Origin of the sequence: Psychromonas marina (assembly GCF_030161115.1) — a bacterium.
Classification (GTDB): domain Bacteria; phylum Pseudomonadota; class Gammaproteobacteria; order Enterobacterales; family Psychromonadaceae; genus Psychromonas; species Psychromonas marina.
Genome location: NZ_BSPQ01000010.1, coordinates 195,373 through 217,038 on the forward strand (window position 1 = coordinate 195,373; position 21,666 = coordinate 217,038).

25 protein-coding genes are annotated in these 21,666 nt (G+C 39.3%); 19 read left to right on the forward strand and 6 right to left on the reverse strand.

Features of this window, described 5'->3' with window-relative positions; genetic code table 11:
- Positions 1–30: 30 nt before the first annotated feature.
- The 6 genes from ribD (at position 31) to QQK09_RS11720 (ending at position 4,831) form a co-directional block, all read left to right on the forward strand.
- Positions 31–1,176, forward strand: coding sequence for a bifunctional diaminohydroxyphosphoribosylaminopyrimidine deaminase/5-amino-6-(5-phosphoribosylamino)uracil reductase RibD (gene ribD, locus QQK09_RS11695; RefSeq protein WP_284204325.1), 1,146 nt, complete (start codon positions 31–33; stop codon positions 1,174–1,176).
- 1 nt (position 1,177) lies between these two features.
- Entirely contained in the window at positions 1,178–1,855 is a 678-nt protein-coding gene (locus QQK09_RS11700) for a riboflavin synthase (protein WP_284204326.1), read from the forward strand.
- A 48-nt stretch (positions 1,856–1,903) separates the two neighbouring features.
- Positions 1,904–3,010 carry a bifunctional 3,4-dihydroxy-2-butanone-4-phosphate synthase/GTP cyclohydrolase II gene (gene ribBA, locus QQK09_RS11705; RefSeq protein WP_284204327.1) on the forward strand — a complete coding sequence of 369 codons (1,107 nt, stop codon included), beginning with the start codon at positions 1,904–1,906 and terminating at the stop codon, positions 3,008–3,010.
- Between the two features lie 61 nt (positions 3,011–3,071).
- Complete coding sequence (gene ribH, locus QQK09_RS11710) at positions 3,072–3,539, forward strand: 6,7-dimethyl-8-ribityllumazine synthase (RefSeq protein WP_284204328.1); 468 nt, start codon at positions 3,072–3,074, stop codon at positions 3,537–3,539.
- Positions 3,540–3,544: 5 nt separating this feature from the next.
- A complete protein-coding gene (gene nusB / locus QQK09_RS11715; RefSeq protein WP_284204386.1) occupies positions 3,545–3,964 on the forward strand; it encodes a transcription antitermination factor NusB in 420 nt (139 codons plus the stop codon).
- A 162-nt stretch (positions 3,965–4,126) separates the two neighbouring features.
- A complete protein-coding gene (locus QQK09_RS11720) occupies positions 4,127–4,831 on the forward strand; it encodes a DUF445 domain-containing protein (RefSeq protein WP_284204329.1) in 705 nt (234 codons plus the stop codon).
- A gap of 56 nt (positions 4,832–4,887) precedes the next feature.
- On the opposite strand, the gene QQK09_RS11725 is transcribed toward QQK09_RS11720, so the two are convergent.
- The 3 genes from QQK09_RS11725 to QQK09_RS11735 form a co-directional block, all read right to left on the reverse strand.
- Positions 4,888–5,832, reverse strand: a complete 945-nt coding sequence (locus tag QQK09_RS11725) for a GGDEF domain-containing protein (RefSeq protein WP_284204330.1) — start codon at positions 5,830–5,832, stop codon at positions 4,888–4,890.
- A gap of 386 nt (positions 5,833–6,218) precedes the next feature.
- Positions 6,219–6,749, reverse strand: a complete 531-nt coding sequence (msrA, locus tag QQK09_RS11730; RefSeq protein WP_284204331.1) for a peptide-methionine (S)-S-oxide reductase MsrA — start codon at positions 6,747–6,749, stop codon at positions 6,219–6,221.
- Positions 6,750–6,764: 15 nt separating this feature from the next.
- Complete coding sequence (locus QQK09_RS11735; protein WP_284204332.1) at positions 6,765–7,205, reverse strand: outer membrane protein assembly factor BamE; 441 nt, start codon at positions 7,203–7,205, stop codon at positions 6,765–6,767.
- 264 nt (positions 7,206–7,469) lie between these two features.
- Between QQK09_RS11735 and hemA the strand changes: the two genes are divergently transcribed.
- From hemA to QQK09_RS11790, 11 genes are all read left to right on the forward strand, one after another.
- Entirely contained in the window at positions 7,470–8,726 is a 1,257-nt protein-coding gene (gene hemA / locus QQK09_RS11740; RefSeq protein ID WP_284204333.1) for a glutamyl-tRNA reductase, read from the forward strand.
- Positions 8,727–8,761: 35 nt separating this feature from the next.
- A complete protein-coding gene (prfA, locus tag QQK09_RS11745; protein WP_284204334.1) occupies positions 8,762–9,853 on the forward strand; it encodes a peptide chain release factor 1 in 1,092 nt (363 codons plus the stop codon).
- On the forward strand, positions 9,854–10,681 hold the full coding sequence (gene prmC, locus QQK09_RS11750; protein ID WP_284204335.1) for a peptide chain release factor N(5)-glutamine methyltransferase: 828 nt from the start codon (positions 9,854–9,856) through the stop codon (positions 10,679–10,681).
- Positions 10,682–10,684: 3 nt separating this feature from the next.
- Entirely contained in the window at positions 10,685–11,071 is a 387-nt protein-coding gene (locus tag QQK09_RS11755) for a SirB2 family protein (RefSeq protein WP_284204336.1), read from the forward strand.
- Positions 11,072–11,075: 4 nt separating this feature from the next.
- The gene (locus tag QQK09_RS11760; protein ID WP_284204337.1) at positions 11,076–11,930 is read left to right on the forward strand and encodes a SirB1 family protein; all 855 of its coding nucleotides are present in this window, start codon (positions 11,076–11,078) and stop codon (positions 11,928–11,930) included.
- A gap of 80 nt (positions 11,931–12,010) precedes the next feature.
- Positions 12,011–12,859 (forward strand): 3-deoxy-8-phosphooctulonate synthase, encoded by an 849-nt coding sequence (gene kdsA / locus QQK09_RS11765; RefSeq protein ID WP_284204338.1) that lies wholly within the window; start codon positions 12,011–12,013, stop codon positions 12,857–12,859.
- Entirely contained in the window at positions 12,846–13,283 is a 438-nt protein-coding gene (locus tag QQK09_RS11770) for a DUF423 domain-containing protein (RefSeq protein ID WP_284204339.1), read from the forward strand. Before kdsA ends, QQK09_RS11770 begins: the two co-directional genes overlap by 14 nt.
- Positions 13,277–14,374: a 23S rRNA (cytidine(2498)-2'-O)-methyltransferase RlmM gene (rlmM, locus tag QQK09_RS11775; protein WP_284204340.1), complete on the forward strand. Its 1,098-nt coding sequence runs from the start codon at positions 13,277–13,279 to the stop codon at positions 14,372–14,374. The genes QQK09_RS11770 and rlmM overlap by 7 nt, the downstream gene beginning before the upstream one ends.
- Before the next feature lie 58 nt (positions 14,375–14,432).
- Complete coding sequence (gene murQ, locus QQK09_RS11780) at positions 14,433–15,332, forward strand: N-acetylmuramic acid 6-phosphate etherase (RefSeq protein ID WP_284204341.1); 900 nt, start codon at positions 14,433–14,435, stop codon at positions 15,330–15,332.
- A gap of 12 nt (positions 15,333–15,344) precedes the next feature.
- Positions 15,345–15,719, forward strand: a complete 375-nt coding sequence (locus QQK09_RS11785) for a CidA/LrgA family protein (RefSeq protein ID WP_284204342.1) — start codon at positions 15,345–15,347, stop codon at positions 15,717–15,719.
- A gap of 1 nt (position 15,720) precedes the next feature.
- Positions 15,721–16,404, forward strand: a complete 684-nt coding sequence (locus tag QQK09_RS11790) for an LrgB family protein (protein ID WP_284204343.1) — start codon at positions 15,721–15,723, stop codon at positions 16,402–16,404.
- 299 nt (positions 16,405–16,703) lie between these two features.
- Here the strand turns inward: QQK09_RS11790 and purN are convergent, their stop codons facing one another.
- Both purN and purM read right to left on the reverse strand, forming a co-directional pair.
- Positions 16,704–17,357, reverse strand: a complete 654-nt coding sequence (purN, locus tag QQK09_RS11795) for a phosphoribosylglycinamide formyltransferase (RefSeq protein ID WP_284204344.1) — start codon at positions 17,355–17,357, stop codon at positions 16,704–16,706.
- A gap of 4 nt (positions 17,358–17,361) precedes the next feature.
- Positions 17,362–18,402, reverse strand: a complete 1,041-nt coding sequence (purM, locus tag QQK09_RS11800) for a phosphoribosylformylglycinamidine cyclo-ligase (protein WP_284204345.1) — start codon at positions 18,400–18,402, stop codon at positions 17,362–17,364.
- A gap of 441 nt (positions 18,403–18,843) precedes the next feature.
- On the opposite strand from purM, the gene QQK09_RS11805 reads away from it, so the two are divergent.
- Complete coding sequence (locus tag QQK09_RS11805; protein ID WP_284204346.1) at positions 18,844–19,971, forward strand: DUF2066 domain-containing protein; 1,128 nt, start codon at positions 18,844–18,846, stop codon at positions 19,969–19,971.
- An 8-nt stretch (positions 19,972–19,979) separates the two neighbouring features.
- Positions 19,980–20,708 carry a DnaA inactivator Hda gene (gene hda, locus QQK09_RS11810; protein WP_284204347.1) on the forward strand — a complete coding sequence of 243 codons (729 nt, stop codon included), beginning with the start codon at positions 19,980–19,982 and terminating at the stop codon, positions 20,706–20,708.
- 13 nt (positions 20,709–20,721) lie between these two features.
- Here hda and QQK09_RS11815 read toward each other — a convergent pair whose 3' ends face one another.
- A complete protein-coding gene (locus QQK09_RS11815) occupies positions 20,722–21,510 on the reverse strand; it encodes a bestrophin-like domain (protein WP_284204348.1) in 789 nt (262 codons plus the stop codon).
- Positions 21,511–21,666 lie beyond the last annotated feature (156 nt).

Here is a 21,666-nt window from a genome sequence, read left to right on the forward strand (position 1 = left end):
CGCGTAATGATTAAATATGTAAGGCTTTAAATGACAACGCCAAATTTCTCAGAGAAAGATACAGCCTACATGGCACATGCCATTGAACTTGCTAAAAAAGGTCGCTTTACTACTACGCCAAATCCTAATGTGGGTTGTGTGATTGTAGCGAATGATATGATTGTAGGTGAAGGCTTCCACTTTAAAGCGGGGGAACCCCACGCGGAAGTCCATGCATTAGCAATGGCTGATACAAAAGCGATTAATGCCACCTGTTATGTGACACTAGAGCCTTGTTCTCATTTTGGTCGCACGCCGCCCTGTGCGATGGCATTAACAAAAGCTGGTGTAAGACGCGTAGTGATTGCAATGGTTGATCCTAACCCGATTGTTGCGGGGCGCGGTATCGCAATTCTAGAAGAGGCCGGTATTCTGGTCGAAATCGGATTATTAGGTGATCAAGCAAAAGCACTTAATTTAGGTTTTATAAAGCGCATGCAAACGCAAACTGCACGTGTAACGGTAAAAATGGCGTCTAGTCTAGACGGTAAAACTGCGCTTAAAAATGGTTTGAGTCAATGGATAACCGGGCCTAAAGCACGCATTGATGTGCAGTATTTTCGTGCATTACAAAGTGCTATAGTGACAGGAAGTGGTACCGTTTTAAGCGACGACCCAAGCCTCAATGTGCGTTTTTCAGAACTCACGCAAGCGACAGGTTTTGACGATCAAATCAATGAATCAGAGCTAAGGCAGCCGATACGCATTATTTTAGATTCACACAATAAATTAACACTCAATGAAAAACTGTTTAATCTCGCAGGTAAAGTAGTATTAGTGACGTTATCGCCACGTGATGATTTACATTCATTGGCGTGCATTGCTGAAGTTGAGCAAATCATCGGCAAAAATGATGGCCATGGGCGCATAGATTTACAGGATTTATTAGCACAGTTAAACCGCTATGAAATTAATGACCTCTGGGTCGAAGCGGGCGCAAAATTAGCGGGTGAATTCTTTAAGCAACAATTAGTTGATCAATTTATATTGTACCAAGCACCAAAATTGATGGGCGATCAGGCGAGAAACTTAGTAAACTTACCCAACTATTCTAAAATGGATGAAGTTGTACAATTAGCGTTAAAAGAAGTGACGTTGATTGGTGATGACATCCGCATAATAAGTGACCGAGATTAATATGTTTACAGGTATTATCGAAGCCGTAGGCTCAATCAAAACCATCAAGCATCATGCAAAAGATATGACCATTAGTATCGATTGTGGTGCACTAGACCTTAGTGATGTAAAACTAGGCGACAGTATTGCGCACAATGGCGTGTGTTTAACGGTGACCAAACTACATGACAATGGTTATGATGTTGATATCTCAAATGAGACGATTCAACGTAGTGGTTTCTCTGCGATTAAAACAGGGTTTCCAATGAACCTTGAAAAAGCGATGCAAGTCAGCTCTCGCTTTGGTGGGCATATTGTCAGTGGTCATGTCGATGGTGTGGGTAAGATCATCTCAATTACTGAACTTGGTAGTGCGATTGAGTATTGGATAAAAGCGCCCGATCAGCTTGCTAGATATATTGCCGAAAAAGGCTCTATTTCGATTGATGGTATTAGTTTAACCACTAATGCGATCGATGGTGCTGCCTTTAAATTAACCATTATTCCACATACTATCTCACAAACTACCATGCAACATTACCGAGTTGGCACGCTTGTTAACCTCGAAATAGATGTAGTTGCTCGTTATCTAGAGCGCCTATTATTAGGCGATAAAGCAGCACATAGTGATACAGGCAAAGACAACTCAGGAAAAGAATCAACAATGGATCTGCTCGCACGCAGCGGGTTTATCGGTTAATCGTTATTTATTAAGTGGGCAGATCTCACTTGCTTGAAAGGAAGAAAAATGAACTTAAATACAACTGCTGAAATTATTGAAGATATCCGTTTAGGTAAAATGGTTATCTTAATGGATGATGAAGATCGTGAGAATGAAGGCGATCTGATCATGGCTGCAGATATGGTGACGCCAGAAGCGGTTAACTTTATGGCGAAATATGGACGTGGATTAATCTGTTTAACATTAACAGAAGCACGTTGTGAACAGCTTAAATTACCATTGATGGTTGATGATAATACCGCGGCTTTTTCTACTAACTTCACGGTTTCAATTGAAGCTGCAGAAGGCGTTACAACGGGTATTTCAGCGGCTGATCGTGCCATTACCGTTCAGCGTGCAGTTGCATTGAATGCCAAACCAACTGACATCGTGATGCCTGGTCATATTTTCCCACTTAAAGCACAAGCTGGTGGTGTATTAACACGCGCAGGGCATACGGAAGCTGGCTGTGATTTAGCACGTTTAGCAGGCCGTGAGCCAGCGGGTATGATTGTTGAAATCTTAAATGAAGATGGCAGCATGGCACGTCGTCCTGATTTAGAAATTTTTGCACAGAAACATGGTATCAAGCTCGGGACAGTTGCTGACTTGATTGAGTACCGTAACAATAACGAAACAACGATTGAAAAAGTATCTAGTTGTAAATTACCAACAGAATTTGGTGAATTTGATCTGATTGCTTACCAAGATACGATTGATAAGCAGGTTCACTTTGCATTAGTAAATGGCCAAATCAATGCTGGTGATACCACCAATGTGCGTGTACACCTACAGAATACGTTTTCTGATAACTTTTTCTCTAATCGTTTATCTGAGCAAACTTGGCCAATGCGTGATGCATTACAGCGTTTAGCAAAAGATGGCGGTGTATTTGTGATGTTAGGTCATCAAGAAACAGCTGAATCTTTAATTGAACAAGTTAAAAATATTGCTAAAGAGGATGCCGGCGAACGTGTTGCTGCGAAAGCACAGGGCGCAAGTCGTCGTGTTGGTGTTGGTTCGCAAATCCTACGTGATTTAGGCGTTCAAAAAATGGCATTATTTAGTTCTGAGAAGCGTTATCATGCACTTTCAGGTTTTGGACTTGAAGTGGTTGATTACATCACTGAATAATTCTGTTAGTAGATAAAAAAAGTGTGCTAGAATGCACAAAAATTTTAAATAAGGGTAGAAAATGAAAATAATTGAAGGTGGCTTAGCCGCGCCAGAAGCGAAAATCGCAATTGTAATCTCTCGTTTTAACAGCTTTATCAATGAGCAGTTATTAGCGGGTGCAGTTGATACCCTTAAGCGTACTGGTCAAGTGCAAGACGATAACATTACTGTCGTGCGCATGCCGGGTGCTGTTGAATTACCGTTAGTAACTAAACGTGTTGCTGCTTCTAAAAAGTATGATGCAATTATTGCATTAGGTACGGTTATTCGTGGTGGTACACCACACTTTGAATTTGTCGCTAACGAATGTAACAAAGGTTTAGCACAAGTATCTCTAGATTATGATATTCCAGTAGCATTTGGTGTATTAACAACTGATTCAATTGAACAAGCGATTGAACGAGCGGGAACTAAAATGGGTAATAAGGGTAGCGAAGCTGCTTTAAGTGCGTTAGAAATGGTTAATGTTATGGCGGAATTAGGTTAATGAAAATGAAACCAGCTGAACGTCGTCGCGCACGTCAATTTGCAGTACAAGCTGTTTATCAATGGCAAATTACAGGTGCAACCTTTGCACAGATTGTTGAACAGTTCTCTGTTGATCAAGATTTATCAAAAACAGATGTACCTTACTTCAAAGAGCTACTTTCGGGTGTGATTAACCGTAAAGAAACACTTGATGAAAAACTTTCTCCATACCTATCTCGTAAAATCGGTGATGTGGACATGGTTGATATTGCTATTTTACGTTTAGCAATGTTTGAATTGAGCTACCGCACTGATGTACCGCATAAAGTGGTATTGAATGAAGCGATTGAGCTAGCAAAAGACTTCGCAACAGACGAGTCATACAAATTCGTAAATGGTGTATTAGATAAAGCATTACGTAGCCTGAAATTACGCGACGCATAATCTTTACCCTTTAAAAGTACTACCCATTAACTGTTTTGTTTAATCGGCTTTATTATGCGAATTTAAATAAAGTTGTGATGTGTATTTACTTAGAAATATAAAAATCCAGTCGCTTACGCCGCTGGATTTTTTTGTTTATTTTATACAAAAATTGAGGATACAATGAATAAGAGTTTAATCACCAATATTATATCTGCGCTTATTTTGGCTGCGGGTTTGTTATTGAAAGAAGATATGTTAACCATGGTCGGGTTATTTGCGCTATCGGGCGCGTTAACTAACTGGCTAGCAGTGTTCATGCTATTTGAAAAAGTTCCTTTTTTGTATGGCTCTGGCGTTGTTCCTGCACATTTCGAAGAGTTTAAGAAAGGCATCCGTAGTTTAATGATGGAACAATTTTTTACCCTTGAAAATGTAGATCGCTTTTTAACTGCGGGGTCATTATCACCTGCACAACTTAACCTGACACCAGTGATTGAAAAAGTGGATCTAAACCCTACCTATGATGGTTTAATCAAGGTGATCATGGAGTCCTCTTTCGGTGGTATGTTAGGGATGTTTGGTGGAGAAGAGGCATTAACACCGCTTCGCGAACCCTTTATTAAGCATATGAAAAGCTCAATTTCTGATTTAACAAAAGATGAAAAATTTATTGAATTGTTAAAAGAGGAGATTGAACAACCTGATATGATGAACGATATTTTGATTAAAATAGAGCAAATTATTGAACAGCGTTTAAATGAGTTAACGCCACTATTAGTGAAAGAAATTATTCAGGCAATGATTAAAAAGCATCTTGGCTGGTTAGTTGTTTGGGGTGGTATTTTTGGTGGTTTAATTGGTCTAATTACGACGTTTGTTATGTAAATTAATTAAGCAGTGGGGTGTTTTCCACACTGCTTAGTTGCTTGATAATGAAGTATTTAAGTAATTGTAATTCTATTTCTTCCCTCATTTTTAGAACGGTATAAAGCCAAATCCGCTCGTTTTAATACCGTTTCAACATCAATATCAGATGCCGTAAATTCTGTGAGTCCGCCACTCATGGTCAAGGTTAAATTTCCCCCTGCGATGGGAATATGGAATTTTTCTATATTGCTTACTAATCGCTGACAAAATGGCTTCACATACTTTAGTGCCACGTCGGGCATAATTAGCAGAAACTCCTCGCCGCCTATACGGGCAATCGTATCTGACTTACGGATATTGTCTTGTAAAAATTTACTTAATTCTACGAGAACAAGATCCCCTGCATCGTGACCATAGGTATCATTAATCATTTTGAAAAAATCGATGTCTAACATCATGATTGTAATAGGTGTTTTATAGCGTAAGAAACGTTGTAAGCAACGTGTTAACTCTTCGTTTGCATAACGGCGATTATACAGCTGGGTTAATGGGTCAGTAATCACTAGCTCTTGTAGTTGCTGTTCGGCAGCTTTACTTTCGGTTATATTTCGTATAGAGACAATTAATGTTTTCTTCTGCTCAATAACAAAACTGAGGGGCATCATTCTGACTTCGAACCATTGTGTTGAAGTTGGCCCTGTAACCTCTGGTTTAACTTTTTGTATATCACTTAACTTACTTGATACCTCAAAGGTGACAACGTTTTGTGTCGCTAAACATTCACCTATTTGAATCATCGTTTGCTTAACATTCTCAGGCGTGGTGAGTTCTTGAACTGAATTTGGCTCATACATCTGATAGAACTGATCAACTTTTATATTTCCAAATCGTTTTAGAATTAAACCATCTTCATCTACGACAAAATGACGATCTGGCATCATATCGGTTATTGCGCCTAGCACTTCTTTGAGGTGGCTAAGTTTAGAATGTAATTCCGTATTTTCATCTTGCGGTAGCATAGTCTGTCCTTAATGCGCTAGTCCTTATAAATATAGCAATATCAATCATAAGCTGCATTTAATAAAAGGTATTTTGTTGATCTAATGAGCAAAATATTGTCTTTCAATGGTTACTTCGTGTTTTAAGCTCTCTGGAATGGTTGCCATTAATGAACTGGCGAGCAATCTTTATTATCTATTTCATTCTAAATGCTTTCTGCTGAATCAAATAGATTGCTATAAGGTAACCGTCAAGGGAGAGAACTGCATTGGATGAGGAGTCCTTCGTCAATAAGTAATCATACTTTATTTGAAGGACAAACGACGGACAACTATTCAACTGTACGTCGTTTATTAGGTCGTGATAGTGAGGTTAATCGGTGTTTAGTGAAAACCGTAAGTGGGACTTACGGTTTCATTTTGTGTCCGAATTTTGCTTTAAACTTATTAAATTTCGGGCTTATAACCATTGAACAATACCCCTGACTTGGGTTCTGTTGATAATAACCTTGATGGTAATCTTCTGCGCTATGAAAGGTATCAATAGGCGTGACCTGAGTGACAATAGGCGCATCAAAAACAGCATCTTGTGTTAATGCGTCAATATAACCTTGAGCCTGTTGCTGCTGCTCAGTATCGTGATAAAAAATAGCTGAGCGGTATTGTGTACCGATATCATTACCTTGGCGATTTAATTGCGTCGCATCATGCAGTGTAAAGAAGATAGTTAATAGATCTTGATAGCTAATAATCGCGTCATCAAAATCTATTTGTACTACTTCTGCATGCCCTGTTTTACCTGAACAAACGGCATCATAGCTTGGAGTATCGGTTTCACCTCCACAATAGCCTGAGATGGCTTGGTTAACACCCTCAAGAGAACTAAATGCAGCTTCAATACACCAAAAACAGCCGCCTGCAAATGTTGCCTTAGACATAATTACCTCGTTAAATTAATTAATGATCGGTTCAGAGTTATCGGTAATCGGAGCACCATCTTCACTATTACTTTCAGTTGCTTCGTTAGGTGCTTTTTTACGGTTTGGTTTAACCAGTGGGTTATCACCAATGTCATTATCGCTTTCAATACTTACGAGGACATTGTTGTCAAACACCAACAAAACTTGTTCCTGTTGAATTTTTTCGCCGCCGGGTTTGATATAACGAATGTAATACCATTTTGATGAATCAAATTGGTCAATCAGCATTGGAGAGCCAAGAATGAAAATAATTTGTTCCTGTGACATCCCTATTTCTAAACGCGATATTTTTTCTTCATCGATATAGTTACCTTGAGTAACGTCAATTTGATAAACGAAGGTATCGTAAAGAGACGAGCAACCCGAGATTGATAAGGTTAAAAAGAGGGCGCTAGCTATTTTTTTTATTGGCATTTTTTATCGACACTTTTATGAACAAAGAGAAAACAACACATATCTTACATGTACGAATGAAGCTGAATAATACCCAAGCTAACCACGCTTGTAAAAAGGTAAAGTTCAATAATATAGGTTAGTTAGGCTTTTTACCCAGTGAATTTTTGTTTAATCACCTTTAACAACCGTTAAAAACAGCTTGATGCTTCCACTTCGGCTTAAATTTCCGTAGAATTCCTGCTCTGTGCTTCTCACTTTAAACTTGCGTTGTGAATTTATCGAATGTCTCTTTTTGCTTTAGGAATTAACCATCAAACAGCCTCAGTTGCACTGCGCGAAAAAGTCGCCTTTAGCCCTGAATCTTTACTTGATGCTTATCAACAATTATTAGCACAGCCTAACGTTTTAGAAGCGGTGATCGTTTCTACGTGTAATCGCACTGAAATTTATGGCCATGTTGAACTGGAAAATTGCCAAACGGTCATTGATTGGTTTTGTGGTTTTCACCAAATAGCGCAATCTGAATTACTAAAAAGTTTGTATTGTTACCATGATGAGAAAGCGATTCAGCATCTTTTTCGTGTCTCTTGTGGTTTAGATTCTTTGGTATTGGGCGAACCACAAATACTCGGTCAGATTAAGCAAGCATTTTCAACAGCAGGTCAGGCAAAAAGCGTTAGTAAGTTACTTAATCGTTGGTTTCAACATGCCTTTACGGTGGCTAAGCGTGTTCGCACTGAAACACAAATTGGTGCCAATGCGATTTCCGTTGCCTTTGCTGCTGTGTGTTTGGCCAAGCAGATATTTAGTGATCTGAGCAAAAGCCGTGTTTTACTTATTGGTGCGGGTGAAACGATAGAGTTGGTGGGGAAGTATCTCGTTGAACATAACGTGCCTAATATTACTATCGCCAATCGTACGCTTTCACGTGCGATGGGGCTAGTTGAACAGTTTGATGCACATGCCATCACCTTAGAAGAGATTCCGACGCATCTTAGTGATGCCGATATCGTCATCTCTTCAACAGCAAGCCCATTGCCTATTATTGGTAAAGGCATGGTCGAAAGTGCGCTTAAAAAACGCCGTCATCAACCGATGTTGTTTATTGATATTGCGGTGCCACGTGATATCGAAGCGCAAGTTGGTGAGTTGCGTGATGCGTATCTTTATAGCGTTGATGATTTACATGGCATTATTGAAGAAAACAAACAAGCGCGCCAAGAAGCGGCGATTGAAGCAGAAAAAATTATTGAAGATTGCATCGTTGATTTCTGTCACTGGCTAGAGTCTTTAAAAGCGGTAGAAAGTATTCGCAATTATCGTAATAACAGTGAGCTGTTACGCGATGAATTATTAGCACGTGCAATCAGTTCACTTGAAAAGGGTGGTGATCCGCAAAAAGTGGTTAAAGCGTTAGCGTTTAAGTTAACCAATAAATTAATTCATTACCCAAGCCAAGCACTAACGCAAGTTAGTCAGTCGGGCGATGATAACGAATTACAAATATTACGTTCAGCACTCGGGTTGAACGAAGAATAATACGATATATTAAAAGCAGATAAAAAGAGAAGAATATGAAAGCATCAATTGTTGCAAAACTGGAAGGGTTAGTTGAACGTTATGAGGAAGTACAAGCGATGCTTGGCGATCCTGATACGATGAACGATCAAAATAAATATCGTGAACTGACCAAAGAGTACTCTCAGCTTGAAGTGGTTGTACTTTGTTTCCAAGCTTATCAAGGTAGCGTAGAAGATTTAGAAGCTGCTGAAATGATGCTTGAGGATGATGATCCTGAAATGAAAGAGATGGCGGTTGAAGAGGTTAAAGAAGCAAAATTAAATGTTGCTAAGCTTTCAGACGACTTACAAATTCTATTACTGCCAAAAGATCCAAATGATGACCGTAACTGTTACGTTGAAATCCGCGCGGGTGCAGGTGGTGATGAAGCGGCTATTTTTGCTGGTAACCTATTCCGTATGTACAGCAAATTTGTTGATACTAAAAAGTGGCGTTTAGAGATAATGAACAGTAATGCCAGTGAACAGGGTGGTTACAAAGAGGTTATCGCTAAAATTGATGGTGAAGGCGCATACGGTATTATGAAGTTTGAATCAGGTGGTCATCGTGTTCAACGTGTACCAGAAACTGAATCTCAAGGCCGTATCCATACTTCTGCATGTACTGTTGTTGTGATGCCAGAAATTCCAGAAGCAGAAGCTATTTCGATTAACCCTGCAGACCTTAAAGTGGATACATTCCGTGCATCTGGCGCGGGTGGTCAGCACGTTAATAAAACCGATTCTGCAATCCGTATTACCCATCTTCCATCGGGTACTGTTGTGGAATGTCAGGATCAGCGTTCACAACATAAAAACCGTGCGCAAGCGATGTCTGTTTTACAAGCGCGTTTACAACAAGCTGAAGATGAAAAGAATAATGCAGAAGAGCAAACGATTCGTCGTAGCTTAGTAGCCAGTGGTGACCGAAGTGAACGTATTCGTACCTATAACTACCCACAAGGGCGTGTAAGTGATCACCGCATCAACTTAACGCTTTACCGTCTAAATGAGATTTTAGAGGGTGATTTAGATGCGTTACTTGATCCTATTCTTATCGAAGATCAAGCAGATAAACTTGCTGCTCTTGCACAGGGTGATTTCTAATTGCGTATTGATGACGCATTAGTATGGGCAAAATTCTTGTTATCAACCAGTGATTCTCCACTGCTTGATGCGCAAGTTTTACTTGCCCATGTATTAGAAAAAGAGACCGTTTACCTGATGACATGGCCAGAGCGAGACCTTTCGGCTGAGCAAAAAAGTGCTTTTGAAGCACTTGTTGAGCAGCGTCTTAATGGTGTTCCTGTGGCACATCTTACCGGAACACGTGAGTTTTGGTCATTGCCGTTAAAGGTCAACGATTCGACGCTAATTCCTCGTCCAGATACTGAAATATTGGTAGAAACGGCACTTGGATTTTGTGCTCCTAACGCAACCATTTTAGATTTAGGTACGGGCACTGGGGCGATTATTTTAGCTTTGGCGAGTGAGTTACCTTTAGCGACTTGTTGCGCGGTTGATTTTAGTGATGATGCGGTACAGCTTGCACGTGAAAATGCAGCGATGCTTAATATCAATAACGTCACAATCTCGCAAAGCGATTGGTTTGGAAGTGTGCAGGGACAGTTTGATGTGATTGTATCAAACCCGCCTTACATTGATGAAAATGATCATCATTTAAAAAAAGGTGATGTACGTTTTGAACCACTTTCAGCATTAGTCGCATCGGAAAATGGGTTATCGGATATTCGTTTAATTGCGCAACAAGCGCGTGACTATTTAAATGAAAATGGTTGCTTACTGATTGAACATGGTTTCGAGCAAGGGAATGCAGTACGCGAGATATTTTCTCAATTGGCGTATGGCAATATTAAAACAATAAAAGATTATGGTGATAACGATCGCATCACTATCGCAACTTATAAGAGATAAACAATGTACGGTTTTTTAAAACATACACATTTAACCCTAATTTTAATTGCAGTTGTTCTATTCATTGTTAATTTTTACTGGCTTAAAACTGGCCATAAAAATGCACAGAAAGCTGTTTTTCAAAAAGTATTATTGCATACACACCTAACGATTGTATTACTGGGTGCAGGGCTTTTGTGGTTATTACATATCAATCCATTTGCAGAACACGGCTATTGGGCTTTAGAAAAAATCATTGCCTTTGGTGCTTATATTGCCATGGTCAAAAGTGCGTTAAATGAAAACAAATCAACCAAGTTACAAGTCATTAGTTTTATTGGTGCATTTGGTTGGTTAGCATATATTGGCAAGTTGGCAATCACCAAACAAGCCATTTTACTCGTAGGATAAACAAGTGACTGATACCTCTTTAGAAATCGTTCACTCAAGTGAGCCTATTTTAACCTTGATGAACGAAAATTTTGATTTTGAAAACAGCAGTTTACTGAAAGCTGTATTAACAGTTGAATCTGAAATTACGGGTTTAAACATCTCTAAATTTGAAGATAGTTTACGCTTACAGCAATTAGTGATTAGTTCTAAGCTCGCAAATTTTGATCATGCAAATAAAGAAAAGCTACTTGCTCTGCTCGATATTTTATATCAACAGCAGGGATATGAAGGCGATTGGAAAGCATTTTTCAAAGTAAAAAATGCACTTATTTCACGTGTATTTGCACGTCGCAAAGGCATTCCTATTAGCTTGGGTATTTTACTGCTGGATTTTTTACAGCTATGTGATTTTGATGTGCAGGGGATCTGTTTCCCGAGTGGTTTCTTAATCCATATTACGCTAGAAGATGAGGTCGTTTATCTGGACCCGTTCACTGGCGAGTTAGCAAGCTGGGAGTTACTTGAGCTAAGAGTACGCGGTCAATTAGGAAACCATGCCAAGCTTACCCTCGACATGGTTAAACCAGATAGCCACGAAACGATTGTTAAGCGCTTTCTTAATGTGTTAAAAGCCGCTTATATTCAGGCTGAAAATATTGAAGTTGCACTGTTGTGCAGTGATATTTTGTTAAGGCTAGACCCTGATGATGCCTATGAAGTGCGAGATCGCGGTTTTCTGTTTCAACAACTAGACTGTTTAAGTTTAGCGCGTGATGATTTTGAATTTTTCATGAAGCAACACCCTAAGGACCCAATAGTTCATATTTTACAAAAACAGATTGAAGAGATGAACTTTGATAATCAGGTAATGCACTAGCATTAGGCGAAGCGTTGTTATCTGATATTTGTATCGCCTGTTCTATCTTTACAGGCTAAATAATGACAAAGAGAATAAAAATGAAAGCACAAAAAATAGTAAAAGTTGGCAATGTTAACGTTGCAAATGATCTTCCATTTGTTTTATTTGGTGGCATGAATGTACTTGAATCACGCGATTTAGCGATGAAGATGGTTGAGCATTATGTTGAAGTAACCAGCGCACTTAATATTCCATACGTATTTAAAGCATCATTTGATAAAGCGAATCGCTCATCAATCAATAGCTATCGTGGTCCTGGTCTTGAAGAAGGTTTACGTATTTTTGAAGAGATTAAAAATACCTTTAATGTGCCAATCATTACCGACGTACATGAACCATACCAAGCAAAACCTGTTGCTGAAGTGGTTGATGTGATTCAGCTACCTGCATTTTTAAGTCGTCAAACTGATTTGGTTAAAGCGATGGCTGAAACCAATGCGGTTATCAACGTGAAAAAAGCACAGTTTTTAGCACCGCACGAAATGGCGCATATCATTACTAAGTTTAATGAAGCGGGTAACGATGAGATTATTTTATGTGAACGTGGTAGCTGTTTCGGGTATAACAACTTAGTTGTTGATATGCTCGGTTTTAGCACCATGAAAGAGACGGGTTACCCAGTCATCTTTGACGTGACACACTCTTTACAAAAACCGGGTGCGCGTGCAGATAGTGCCGATGGTCGCCGTAGTCAGGTGGTACAATTAGGTTTAGCGGGTATGTCACAAAGTATTGCGGGTCTATTCTTAGAATCACACCCTGATCCAAGCAATGCAAAATGTGACGGTCCTTGTGCACTGCCATTAGATAAATTAAAGCCGTTCTTAACGCAAATGAAACAGATGGATGAGCTTGCTAAGAGCTTAGAAGTCATTGACACAGAGTAATAGTAACTCTATCAAGCACAATTCAAAAATAGGTCTGTCTTTTTCGAGTCGCCTATTTTTGGTTATCGCTGCGCTATTAGGCGCAACGGGCGTTGCCCTTGGCGCTTATGCAAGTCATGGATTAGCGAGTTGGGCAACAACGCAGCAGGTTGAATATTTTCAGCTTGCTGTCACCTATCAATTGCTGCATGCCATTACTTTGCTTGCGGTGTCGATTGGTGGTTTGTTTTTTAATAACCGTTATCTTTTTATTAGTCAGATAATGTTTGTTTTAGGTATTTGCTTCTTTAGTGGTAGCTTATATCTTTATGTTTTTACAGGCACTAAAGTGCTTGGCATGATCACGCCAATAGGCGGATTATTATTAATTATTGCGTGGCTGATGTTCGCAGTATCAATTATCAGGAATAGTTCTAAATGTTAGGTATTTTATTATATTGTCGCCCCGGTTTTGAAAATGACTGTGCAAACGAAATTCAAGACAAGGCGTCAGAATTAGAGATATTCGGATATATCAAAACAGTACGCCACAGTGGTTATGTGTTTTATCAATGCTACAACCCAGATGAAGTGGAAAATTTAGCACAATCAATCGATTATGCTCAGCTTATTTTTGCCCGTCAAATGATCGTGGTAAAAGCGTTTGTAGAAAATTTACCACTTGAAGATCGCATTAGCCCTATTCTGGAAGTGACACGTGATATGCCAATGGGTGGCGATATTTACGTTGAAACACCGGAAGGCGACGAAACCAAGCCGTTATTGACATTTTGCCGAAAATTCACCGTGCCGCTGCGCCAAAAATTGAAAAAACAGAATAGTTTGACGACAAAAGATAATCCGACACGTATCTACTATCATCTTTGTTTTTTAGATAATCAGTCGGCTTACATTGGTTATTCAATACCAGGTAATCGCAGTGAATTGTACATGGGGATTGCACGCTTACGTTTCCCAAGTGAAGCACCAAGTCGTTCAACGTTAAAACTTGATGAAGCATTCCAAGTGTTTTTAACTCCGGAAGAGCAAGAAACGCGTTTAACTTCAGGTATGCGTGCGGTAGATTTAGGCGCCTGCCCAGGTGGGTGGACCTATCAGTTAGTACGTCGTGGCATGTTTGTTAGTTGTGTTGATAATGGTGCCATGGCTGAAAGTCTCATGGAATCAGGGCAAATTACCCACTATATGGAAGATGGTTTTAAATTTGAACCTGAACGTAAGAACATCGATTGGTTAGTTTGTGACATGATTGAAAAGCCAAAGCGTGTTGCTAAGTTAATGGCGAAATGGTTAATTGAAGGATGGTGTAAAGAAGCTATATTCAACCTTAAATTACCAATGAAGAAACGTTACCAAGAAGCATCACAGGACTTAAAAATCCTGACAGATATGTTAGAAGAGGCAGGCATGACCTACCAACTTCAAGCAAAACACCTTTACCATGATCGTGAAGAGATAACCGTACATGTTAGCTTAATAGGCAATGTATGGGGTAATGTTAAGAACGAAAAGTAGTTTTAAAATAACATGATGGCAGGCGATTAAGTCTGCCATTTTTTTTAGAGTGACCTGCATGAAAATTGATTTAACTAAACTTGTGACTGAGAGTCGCAATGTTGCTTCTGGGAAAATAGATACCTTATCAACACTTGATATGCTTACGGTAATCAATAATGAAGATAAAAGCGTTGCCTTTGCCGTTGAAAAAACATTACCTGAAATAGCTAAATTAGTGGATGCCGTTGCCGTTGCTTTTTCACAGGGCGGACGTTTAATTTATAGTGGTGCGGGTACCTCGGGTCGTTTAGGTATTTTAGATGCAAGCGAATGTCCGCCAACTTTTGGTTCAGATCCCTCAACGGTGGTTGGCCTCATTGCAGGTGGTAAACCTGCAATTTTGAAAGCGGTTGAAAATGCAGAAGACAATGCTCTGCTGGGTGCAAAAGATCTGCAAGATATATCATTTAATAAAAATGATGTATTAGTGGGCATTGCAGCGAGTGGGCGGACGCCTTACGTTATAGGTGCAATGCAATATGCACTAACGCAGGGGGCGACAGTCGGTTGTATCAGTTGTAATCCATCAAGTCTAATGACTGAGTTAGCACAAATTGCAATCACTCCGGTGGTTGGTGCTGAGGTGGTAACGGGCTCTTCGCGCATGAAGGCGGGTACCGCACAAAAACTAGTACTCAATATGCTAACGACCGGTGCGATGATTAAAGCGGGCAAAGTATTCGGCAATTTAATGGTTGATGTTGAAGCGACCAATGCAAAGCTAGTACAAAGACAAAAAAATATTGTAGTACAAGCAACGGAATGTACACTCGAAATTGCTGAAAAAGCGCTAACGGCTTGTGATTTTCACTGCAAAACAGCGATTGTGATGGTATTACTTAATATCGATGCGACAGCAGCTAAACAAAAATTATCGACTGCAGGTGGTTTTATTCGCAGTGCATTGAAAGAGTAAGTGAGAATTAATATGTCAAAGTTACTAATGAGTACCTTTATTTTCCTAAGGGGATTTTTCATTATCCTTCTATTTCTAGTCGTCGGGAAAGTGATCAGTGCACAATTACCTATCATTTTCCCAGGTAGTATTATCGGTCTTATTCTTCTGTTTTTTTCCTTAACGACGGGTTTAATAAAGCTAAAATGGGTATTTACCACGGCTGATTTTCTGCTTAAATATATGGTTATCTTATTTATCCCGTTGGCCGTTGGCTTGATAAACTACTTTGACCTATTGATGGATGATTGGGTCGTGATTCTATTTTCTCTCTTTTTTGGTTCGTTTGTGACCATGTTTAGTGTTGGTCATCTTTTTCAATTTTTAAACAAACGCTACCGAGGTTAATATGTTTTTCTATATTGCATTACCATTAACGTTAATTATTTTCTTTCTAAGTAAACGTTTATACGACTTTAAACCTTGGGCATTCTTACATCCATTTCTTGTTTCTGTAGTGGTGTTGATCGCTTTGCACCTTTTACTAAACTTAGATTTTTCACAATATCAGTCGGGTACCTTAGTGCTTACTAAGTTATTAGAACCTGCTGTTGTTGCGTTGGCTATCCCGCTGTTTATGGCATTGCATTTGATCAGACAAAAGCTTGGCATTATTCTGTTAAGCTGCTTACTTGCTGTTTGTATTTCATTCACAATTGCATTTTTTATTCTGCCTATTATCGGAGCCGATTTACAAACATCCGCCTCATTATCAGTGCAGTCGATTACTACGGCGATAGCGGTGGAAGTCAGCCACTCACTCGGCGGTATTGTTTCACTTACCGCTGCGATGGTTGTTTTTGCAGGTTTATTAGGTTCAACAGTGGGTAAAGTCTTTTTGCATAAAGTAGGCGTAAAAGACAAACATGCAGTTGGTATTGCTATCGGCTGTGCATCACATGCTTTGGGTACAGCGAAGCTGTTAGAGGCTGAAGAGCATCAAGAAGAAGCCGCTTTCTCCTCATTAGCGTTAATCGTCTGCGCTATCTTCTCTGCGTTGCTCATTCCTCTTTTTTACTCACTACTTTTTTAATTTATGGCGTAGTTGAGCTATTAAGGTGGGCGATCATTATTGCGCTAACATTTGTTGTTGTGCAGTTATTGATCGGCAACTTTAGCGAGTTAAAGTTGCCTGCTTCTTGATAATAATCCGCATCGCTGCCACATATCTCTTGTTATATTCGAACGTAATAATCAGCTATTGATTTATTATTAGCTTTACACCAACAGCATATTTTGGCCTTTAGATTTAATGAAATGGTATAACTTCTATTTACAGAGACAAAAAAACCGACAAAAGTCGGTTTTTTTAAAGGCGATGATTAAGTCAAATTAATCGGCAGCATAACCATTTTCTGGTAATGCTTTACCATCTAATATTGCTTGGTTACCTTGCATCGTTAAACGCTCGGCTAAGAACCATTGTGCAACCAGCGGATAGATCAAATGCTCTTGTGTTAATACACGTTCGCGTAAGTCTTCTGCTGTGTCGTTGCTAAATACAGGCACTTTAGCTTGTAGTACGATAGGACCACTATCTAGCTCTGGTGTTACAAAATGCACAGAAGCACCATGTACTTCATCTTTGGCGTCGATAGCACGCTGATGAGTATTAATACCTGTATATTTAGGCAACAAAGAGGGGTGGATATTGATCATTTTACCTAGGTATTTAGTGACAAATTCCGAGGTTAAAATACGCATAAAACCAGCTAAAATAATCAGATCTGGTTGTAGCTTATCAATCTCTGCAGCTAATAATGCATCGTACTCTTCGCGAGAAGCAATACCTTTACTTGCGACAACGATAGACTCAATGCCTGCATCGCTTGCACGTTGCAGACCAAAAGCATCAGCTTTGTTACTAATAACGGCAACAATTTCAGTTTGCTTATTATCTAGGGCTTGGTTATGTAATTTATCAACGATAGCTTGTAGATTAGTACCACTACCTGAGATAAGTATAACAATCTTTTTAGTTGCCATAATATTAGTTAATCTCTACTTGTGCTTCGCCTTCTGCAGCGTCTTCGATGTGACCTAATACCCAAGCGTTTTCACCTTGAGCAGTTAGAATCTCTACTGCTTTCTCTTTCTCAGAAGCAGGAACAACAATCATCAGACCAACACCACAGTTAAATGTGCGGTACATCTCTTCAGTTTCTACGTTACCGTTTTCTTGTAACCAGTTGAAGATTGCAGGCCATTCCCAGCTTTTACCATCTACAACCGCTTTGCTGCCAGCAGGTAATACGCGTGGAATATTTTCCCAGAAACCACCACCTGTGATATGCGAAATAGCATGTACAGGACAGTTTTTAAGAAGTTCTAATGTAGATTTAACGTAAATTTTAGTCGGTGTTAACAATGTATCACCTAGCGTTGAGTCACCGAATGGTGCGCTTGTATCAGCTTTTGATACTTCTAAAATTTTACGTACTAACGAGTAACCGTTAGAGTGAGGACCGCTTGAACCAACAGCGATAAGTGCATCACCAGCGGCAACTTTAGTACCGTCGATTGCTTCAGATTTTTCAACAACACCAACACAGAAACCAGCGATATCGTAATCATCGCCTTCGTACATACCAGGCATTTCAGCAGTTTCACCACCGATTAATGAACAGTTAGATTGTAAACAACCTTCGCCGATACCAGTTACTACGTCTGCTGCAACATCAACGTCGAGCTTACCTGTTGCATAGTAGTCTAAGAAAAAGAGAGGCTCAGCACCTTGAACAATAAGATCATTTACACACATAGCAACTAAATCGATGCCAACTGTGTCATGTTTTTTAAGGTCAATCGCTAAACGAAGTTTTGTGCCTACACCGTCAGTGCCTGCAACTAATAAAGGCTCTTTGTAGCCAGTTGGTAGTTGACATAATGCACCGAAACCACCTAAACCACCCATTACTTCAGGGCGTTTAGTGCGTTTGGCTACACCTTTAATACGTTCAACTAATGCTGTTCCTGCGTCAATATCTACGCCAGCGTCTTTATAGCTTAAAGAGGTTTTTTCGTTGCTCACTTGCAATCCTCGCAATTTAATTGTGAAAGCGGTTATCGCTATCACTTTAGGGGTAAAATAACGGCTAAATTCCTGCGCGCATTTTACAGTCATAGCTGTTATCAATCAAGGAGCTTTATTCGTTACTCGCTCAGTTTTCAAGCAAATGACAAGCGAAAAGGATAGTGACTTAAATGTGAAGATTATCTCATCCATTATGGACAGTCATTTTTGTTTTACAGAATGATTAGTAAATTGTTCATTAATATAAGGTGTTGTCTTTTTAAGCATAATTGAACTGTTTGGTTTAATCTTTGTGGGAGGATGATTTAAAAGTGCGAAATAAAAGCAATATTGATAATTTAAACGAATATTTCAGTGTTTAATGTTGTTTATCGTCTTGCATTCATCGATGATCTGCTTATGATCTAAGTTCAACTTTATTCTAGGTGATGGTACCAAATGACTCTTACATCTATTAAACGAATTTTATTCACATTAATGTTCACTTTTTCGGCGGTGGTGAATGCACAACAATTAGCCAGTCCTTATCAGGGCAGTGTAGTTGTTGGTGAGTCTAGCGAAGCAAAACTGAAAGAACTGGCGCTAAAACAGGTTTTAGTGAAAGTATCCGGTAATACCGATATAAGCAAAAATGATGAAACGACAAAGCTGTTGAAGAAAACACAACAGATGATCTCGCAATATGGTTATCGCTCAATTGAGGGTGAAGAATACTTTTCAGTGGTCTTTGATAGAAACAAAATCAATCAAGCCTTGAAAGATATGCAGCAACCAATTTGGGGTGATACACGTCCTACTACATTAATTTGGTTAATTAATAATAATAAATTGGTTTCTGATAATCAGGTTAAAGCGCAAAATGATCTGCTATTAAGTAATGCAGTAAAAGAAACTGAGCTAGCGCGTGGTATACGTGTGCAGTTTCCATTGATGGACCTAGAAGATAATTTAGCGCTTTCTGTCTCTGATGTTAAAGGGCGTTTTTATGATCAACTCAGTAGTGCCTCTTCACGTTATGAGCGCAGCCACTTTGTTGCCGCTGAGTTACAAAATATCGGCAATGATCGTTGGAAATTAAATTGGCAATTACTACAAACGACTGGCAACTTAAAACAGAGCAAAAACTTATTGAGTGAAGAGTACGTTGACAGTCAAGCCGCTGTCATGGAAAAAATGATCAATGCCATTGCTGATTATTATGCAGCACAATATGCCGTTGTTGATAATAAAGGTGAAAAATTCACCCAGGTATTGCACATCGATGGTATCAATTCATTAACCGAGTTATCTAAATTAAATAATGTATTGAAAAACCTTCAAGTTATCTCTACATATAATGTGGTTTCTGCACAAGGACAGCAACTCTCTGTTGCGGTTAAAATAAATGGCAGTATTGAGAGCTTTGAAAATACCTTAAGCGCACACCCTCATTTACAGATGCAAACAAGATCGATGACAGATACCTCCCCGTTAACTACGGAAACGATCGACACGGGTGATAGCGAATCATTAACAGATATCCCTGACAGCGCGCATAGCAACGCACTTTACTTTAATTGGCGTTAAGAGGAACTATGCCCCAAGACGAATTACGTTTTCAATATCCACTGCTTGCCCTGAAATTTCCGGACGATGAGACTTTTGCAAGTTTTTATCCGGGACAAAATTCAGCGCTCTTAACACAGCTTAAAAATAGTGTTGTTGGGAGTGGTGAACCGGTTTTATATATGTGGGGTGAATCAGGCAGTGGTCGTTCACACCTTTTACATGCACTGTGCTCTGAAGTTGATGAACGTGGTGACAGTGTTGCTTATATTCCTCTTCATCACCATCAAGGCATGAGTCTCGATATTTTTGAAAATATGGAAAACATGAGCTTACTTTGCATCGATAACATCGATGCAATCGCTGGTAATAAAAAATGGGAAAAAGCACTCTTTGATTTTTATAATCGTTGGGTCGATAACAAAGAACAACGGTCTAAAGGCGCGAGTTTAATTCTTTGTGCGAATAACTTGCCTAAACAACTCGGCATTAAGCTTAAAGATCTCGTGTCACGCTTAGAGTGGGGTGCTTGTTATCATTTAGAGCCCTTAAACGATGAAGAAAAATTGGGTGCATTACAGCTACGAGCTGAACTTAAAGGCATGAAACTGCCTGTTGATGTGGGCCGTTTCCTATTAAATCGCCTTTCTCGAGAGATGGATCTTTTACTGAATACCTTAGATCGTCTCGATAACGCTTCCTTAGAAGCGCAGCGTAAACTAACGATTCCCTTTGTAAAAGAGGTACTAGCGCTTTAGCGTGAGTACCTTTTTAGCACTCGCCACATGACTCCTGAAAGCTGTGCTGTAATTCAATGAGGGGGTCTTGACCTACTGCGAGGACCGATCGAGTGGGGCGGTCTAACTCGACAATTAAGGTTAAGATAACTGAGAAAGCGAGGGCAAACGGAACGGTGGTCAATAATATTTTACGCTGTTCATGTTTAGCAATTTGCATTCCGGTTAAAATCATCACAAACAGTGTTAGCAGGGCTAACGCAAACCATATCACAAAAGGTATCCTGCTTTTTAATGCTTTATTAGCGCGCGTCGTGTGAATATCAAACATCTCATTTAATGCTTCAATGTATAATGTGCTACCAAGCGAAGGCGTTATTTGATAGTGACTGATCGCTAACTTCCAAAGCTTGTCTTGTATTTGTGCGCTCGCTTGCAGGTGTTGATTAATATCTTTATGTAACGATTTATTATCAATGCGTAGGCTTAAATACTCCCTGAGTAGTTTTTTACTTTCTTCACTCAACGTATTGCTCAGTAAATCACTGCGTAAATAAACGGTACCGATAGCATTTGCATCATCGAGTACAAGTTGTTTGCGGCTATCATTTTTACTGGCTGCCATGCTAAAGGTCATCGCTAAAACAAATGCAAGTAAGCTGGCAATGCCTGTCGTCATAGACCCAATACCGCTATTTTCTGTTTGTTTAAAGATTAATCGAGAGAGCTGAATCCCCACCTGTAACATGATAAAAATACTACCTGCCGTCATTAACCAGACTATGTAGATTGGTAATTTATCAAAAAATAATTCTGAGAACATAAGATGCGACCTTATCCAGCTTGAAAGACTAATTAGTATAATATCTGATACCTTTTCAACAAGTTGATAGGTCATTTATCTTTGTATCGAGTTGCTAGACTTATTTTTTTGTTCTGATATTTAATCTGTTTATTTTTCGTTATAATTTCAGAAAAT

Excerpts from the sequence above, each read along its gene's own strand:
- rlmM (WP_284204340.1), top strand. The coding sequence starts at position 13,277 with ATGTTAGGTATTTTATTATATTGTCGCCCCGGTTTTGAAAATGACTGT.
- ribD (WP_284204325.1), top strand. The coding sequence starts at position 31 with ATGACAACGCCAAATTTCTCAGAGAAAGATACAGCCTACATGGCACAT.
- kdsA (WP_284204338.1), top strand. The coding sequence starts at position 12,011 with ATGAAAGCACAAAAAATAGTAAAAGTTGGCAATGTTAACGTTGCAAAT.
- QQK09_RS11720 (WP_284204329.1), top strand. The coding sequence starts at position 4,127 with ATGAATAAGAGTTTAATCACCAATATTATATCTGCGCTTATTTTGGCT.
- murQ (WP_284204341.1), top strand. The coding sequence starts at position 14,433 with ATGAAAATTGATTTAACTAAACTTGTGACTGAGAGTCGCAATGTTGCT.
- QQK09_RS11790 (WP_284204343.1), top strand. The coding sequence starts at position 15,721 with ATGTTTTTCTATATTGCATTACCATTAACGTTAATTATTTTCTTTCTA.
- QQK09_RS11785 (WP_284204342.1), top strand. The coding sequence starts at position 15,345 with ATGTCAAAGTTACTAATGAGTACCTTTATTTTCCTAAGGGGATTTTTC.
- QQK09_RS11805 (WP_284204346.1), top strand. The coding sequence starts at position 18,844 with ATGACTCTTACATCTATTAAACGAATTTTATTCACATTAATGTTCACT.
- hda (WP_284204347.1), top strand. The coding sequence starts at position 19,980 with ATGCCCCAAGACGAATTACGTTTTCAATATCCACTGCTTGCCCTGAAA.
- msrA (WP_284204331.1), bottom strand. The coding sequence starts at position 6,749 with ATGTCTAAGGCAACATTTGCAGGCGGCTGTTTTTGGTGTATTGAAGCT.
- ribBA (WP_284204327.1), top strand. The coding sequence starts at position 1,904 with ATGAACTTAAATACAACTGCTGAAATTATTGAAGATATCCGTTTAGGT.
- QQK09_RS11725 (WP_284204330.1), bottom strand. The coding sequence starts at position 5,832 with ATGCTACCGCAAGATGAAAATACGGAATTACATTCTAAACTTAGCCAC.
- ribH (WP_284204328.1), top strand. The coding sequence starts at position 3,072 with ATGAAAATAATTGAAGGTGGCTTAGCCGCGCCAGAAGCGAAAATCGCA.
- nusB (WP_284204386.1), top strand. The coding sequence starts at position 3,545 with ATGAAACCAGCTGAACGTCGTCGCGCACGTCAATTTGCAGTACAAGCT.
- QQK09_RS11755 (WP_284204336.1), top strand. The coding sequence starts at position 10,685 with ATGTACGGTTTTTTAAAACATACACATTTAACCCTAATTTTAATTGCA.
- QQK09_RS11700 (WP_284204326.1), top strand. The coding sequence starts at position 1,178 with ATGTTTACAGGTATTATCGAAGCCGTAGGCTCAATCAAAACCATCAAG.
- QQK09_RS11815 (WP_284204348.1), bottom strand. The coding sequence starts at position 21,510 with ATGTTCTCAGAATTATTTTTTGATAAATTACCAATCTACATAGTCTGG.
- purN (WP_284204344.1), bottom strand. The coding sequence starts at position 17,357 with ATGGCAACTAAAAAGATTGTTATACTTATCTCAGGTAGTGGTACTAAT.
- QQK09_RS11735 (WP_284204332.1), bottom strand. The coding sequence starts at position 7,205 with ATGCCAATAAAAAAAATAGCTAGCGCCCTCTTTTTAACCTTATCAATC.
- prfA (WP_284204334.1), top strand. The coding sequence starts at position 8,762 with ATGAAAGCATCAATTGTTGCAAAACTGGAAGGGTTAGTTGAACGTTAT.
- hemA (WP_284204333.1), top strand. The coding sequence starts at position 7,470 with ATGTCTCTTTTTGCTTTAGGAATTAACCATCAAACAGCCTCAGTTGCA.